The 3,371-nt window shown below is 56.0% G+C and carries 5 protein-coding genes; all 5 read right to left on the bottom strand.

Annotated features, from left to right (window positions below; genetic code table 11):
- A partial coding sequence (locus Q0510_RS07360) for a FixH family protein (RefSeq protein ID WP_298709652.1) occupies nucleotides 1–327 on the bottom strand: 327 nt, incomplete at its 3' end.
- 12 nt (nucleotides 328–339) lie between these two features.
- Entirely contained in the window at nucleotides 340–1,725 is a 1,386-nt protein-coding gene (ccoG, locus tag Q0510_RS07355; protein WP_298709650.1) for a cytochrome c oxidase accessory protein CcoG, read from the bottom strand.
- Between the two features lie 12 nt (nucleotides 1,726–1,737).
- The gene (locus Q0510_RS07350; protein WP_298709648.1) at nucleotides 1,738–2,808 is read right to left on the bottom strand and encodes a cbb3-type cytochrome c oxidase N-terminal domain-containing protein; all 1,071 of its coding nucleotides are present in this window, start codon (nucleotides 2,806–2,808) and stop codon (nucleotides 1,738–1,740) included.
- Nucleotides 2,809–2,812: 4 nt separating this feature from the next.
- Nucleotides 2,813–2,992, bottom strand: a complete 180-nt coding sequence (locus Q0510_RS07345) for a CcoQ/FixQ family Cbb3-type cytochrome c oxidase assembly chaperone (RefSeq protein WP_298709646.1) — start codon at nucleotides 2,990–2,992, stop codon at nucleotides 2,813–2,815.
- A gap of 5 nt (nucleotides 2,993–2,997) precedes the next feature.
- Nucleotides 2,998–3,371: cbb3-type cytochrome c oxidase subunit II (locus Q0510_RS07340; RefSeq protein WP_298709644.1), on the bottom strand; the 374-nt coding region annotated here is incomplete at its 5' end.

Below are 3,371 nucleotides of genomic sequence, written 5' to 3'. Positions count from 1 at the left end.
GCCGGCATCGTCCAGCTGCAGGGGCAGCGTAATGTCCCTCCGGGAATCCGACGGACGGTAAAAATGCACTTTCCCTTGCAGGTGCTCGCCTTTCAGCTCGCCGGGGAACGTGATCTCGATGGTGTCTCCGGGCTGTTGCACGCGCACCGGGGCGGAAAGGGCGCCGGTGTTGTTGCGCGCGTCGATGGTAGCCTGGTATTTCAGCTCTTCGGCGTAGTAATCGGGCGTCACCATGTCGATGCGGGTTTGCATGCTGCGGGTGACGAGCGTAAGAATGCCTATGGCGAAGAGAACGAATACGATGATGATGGAATGACCCCAATTCATAGTAATAATTTTTTATTGGCTGACGGGCCCGAGGAAGGTGGTCTTCTTTTCCCCGATCCTTTTGCCGTTTTCATATAATCCCACTTTCAATACGGATTTCCTTTCCCGGATGGCGCTGCGCGGCATCACGATAAAGAAGGTGCCTTCGCCCTGCGCTTCGGCTTTCACGTGGATGGGCATCCCCACCACTTCCACCTTTCCGCCGCCGCTTTCGATGCGGAGCTCCAGGGGCACGTCTTCCAGCGTTTTGTTCACCAGTTTGATGCGGTAAAGATTGCTCACACTGTCTTGCCCGCGCTCCTGGTACAGCATTCCCGCCGTCCGCAGGATGGATCCATCCACCGGTTTGCGGCTGATGAGGAGGAAGGTGATGGCAGCCAGCAACAGGGTGCAGATGACCGTATACACTTTGAATCTTCCCGTGTACCGCAGCGGCTGCTTCTGCGCAATGCCATTTTCGGAAGCGAGGCGGATCAGCCCTTGCGGCCGGCCTACTTTTTCCATCATGAAATTGCAGGCGTCGATACAGGCGGTGCAGTTCACACATTCCAGCTGGGTACCGTTCCGGATGTCGATGCCCGTAGGGCAAACGTTCACGCATTGCATACAGTCGATGCAATCCCCCAGGCCGTTCGCTTCTTTCTTGAACTTGCCCCGCGGCTCGCCGCGTTCGTAATCGTAGGCGACTACCACGGAGTTCTTGTCGAGCAGAACGCTTTGCAGGCGGCCGTACGGACAAACCACCGTACACACCTGTTCGCGGAAGAAGGCGAACACGGCGTAGAATACGAACGAAAACGCGATCATGGCGATGAAACCGCCCAGGTGCGCGCTCATGGGATCGGTCATGATCTTTTGCAATTCCTTCACGCCGATAACATAAGCGAGGAAAGTATTGGCGATGATGACCGACAGGAGGAAGAACGCAGCATGCTTGCCGGTCTTCTTCACGATCTTTTCCGTATTCCATTCCGCGCGGTTAAGGATGCGTTGCTGGGCGGCGTCGCCTTCGATCCAGTATTCTATCTTCCTGAACAGCATTTCCATGAAGATGGTCTGCGGGCAGATCCATCCGCAGAAAATCCTGCCGAAAGCCATGGTGAAGAGCACGATGAAGACGATAAACGCCAGCATGGCCAATCCGAAAATGAAGAAATCCTGCGGCCAGAACACCGCGCCGAAGAGCGTGAAACGGCCGTTGGGAATGTCAAACAGAAACAAGGGCCTGCCGTCGATTTGAACGAACGGCAGGCTGAAGAACAGTAGAAAATAGCAGACACTCAGGACCGTTCTGGCTGTATAAAGCCTTCCCGATGGTTTCTTGGCATAGATCCATTTGCGTTTTCCTTTCTCGTCGATGGTGGCCAGATGGTCCCTGAACTCGTCGTGTTCTTCCATGTTTCCTTGTTTTTATTCCGTTACCTCAACGCCTTCCGGCGCTTTCGGGTTGGCGGGAGTCGTACCTTTTATAGAGTGGATGTAAGCGCACAGCTGCGCGATCTGTTTGGGGGAGAAGTCCTCTTTCCAGGATTTCATCCCTTTCTCCGGCACACCGTATTTAATGGTGGCGAATATCTCGCCCACTTTACCGCCGTGCACCCAGAATTTGTCGGTGAGGTTGGGACCTACGAGGCCTTGTCCTTCCGGCCCGTGGCAGGCGGCGCAGTTGGTGGCGAACATTTTATGCCCGGATTCGATGTCGGCCGCGTCGGCCAGCAGCGTTACGTTGTTCTCATCGATATTGTTGGCGGAGTTTTTCATGTATTCCGCTTTCGCGATGGCCGCTTTTTCTTCTTCGATGGCCAGTTCCTGCAACTGCAGCGGCGCCGTTTCGGAAACGTGGAACCGCCACACATACACGACACCGAAGATGATGCTGATGTAGAACGTCCAGCGCCACCAGGGCGGCGTGGGGTTGTTCAGCTCGCGGATGCCGTCGTAATCATGCCCCATGTCCACATCTTCTTCCGATGCGGCGTCGAGGCTTTTGGTCTGGTTGAGGCGTTCCATCAACGTGACGCGCGGCTTGCCGGGCTTGGCTTCCTTCGCGGCTTTTACTTTTTTCTTTTTAGCCGCCGTGATCCCGGTGAGGATGCGCAATGCCTGCAGGAGGAACAGCAGCACGAGGATCTCCAGCCCGATCACCGTCAGCAACATATAAAACGTGCTGTCTGTAAGTCCGGCCACAACCGGCTGCGATACTTTTTCCACCGCCTGCTCCGCCTCCTGCGCGAAGGCGCTTTGCCCTGCTGCCAGCAGGAGCAGCACCAGCGGGAGTTTTTTCATGCGGTCGCGGAAGATGTCGATAGCCCCGATAACGGTATGCCCCAGGATAACGATGGCGATCAGCAGCCCGCAGGCAATGGCGATCAGGAGAACGGCCACCGGGTGAGACAGCTCGCCGTAAGGATCGGGCGGCGCGCCGGCGGCGGATGCCTGCAGGGCGGCGAGCGTGAACAATAATGTGAGAATGCGTTTCATGGGCTTACTGTTTTTCGGTTCCATCGTTGTCGATCGGGTAATGGCTGATAGCGTCCATCGTCTTTTTATCGCTGCGGAATGCGAAGTACGCGGCCGCGAGGAAGAAGATGGAGAAGATGAGCAGCGATGCCATCGGGTAAACGCTGACGTCCTGTATGCTTTTGAGATAATTGATGAATTTCATGGCGATCAGTTTGTAGCGGTAGGTGTTGCTTTGATGTCTTTACCCAGTCGTTGCAGATAGGCGATCAGCGCCACGATCTCGCGGTCGGCGGGGATTTCCAGCTTGTCCTTCTTCAGGTTGGCCGTGATCTCTTTCGCCTGTTTCTCCAAATCTGCTTTCGACTGTTGTTCGTACCCTTCTGCATAAGGCACCCCGATCTTGCGCATCACGTTGATCATGGCCGGTGTTTTGCCTTTGTCGATCCGGTTGTCGAACAGCCAGGGGTACGCGGGCATGATCGATCCGGGCGACATGGACACGGGGTCCAGCATGTGGTTGTAGTGCCAGCTGTCGGGGTACTTGCCGCCCAGCCTTGCCAAATCCGGCCCGGTGCGTTTGG

Source organism: uncultured Chitinophaga sp. (assembly GCF_937874145.1).
Lineage (GTDB): Bacteria > Bacteroidota > Bacteroidia > Chitinophagales > Chitinophagaceae > Chitinophaga.
Note: the sequence above shows the minus strand (reverse complement) of the source record. Positions and strands in the feature narration are given on the sequence as shown.

Excerpts from the sequence above, each read along its gene's own strand:
- Q0510_RS07345 (WP_298709646.1), bottom strand. The coding sequence starts at position 2,992 with ATGAAATTCATCAATTATCTCAAAAGCATACAGGACGTCAGCGTTTAC.
- Q0510_RS07350 (WP_298709648.1), bottom strand. The coding sequence starts at position 2,808 with ATGAAACGCATTCTCACATTATTGTTCACGCTCGCCGCCCTGCAGGCA.
- ccoG (WP_298709650.1), bottom strand. The coding sequence starts at position 1,725 with ATGGAAGAACACGACGAGTTCAGGGACCATCTGGCCACCATCGACGAG.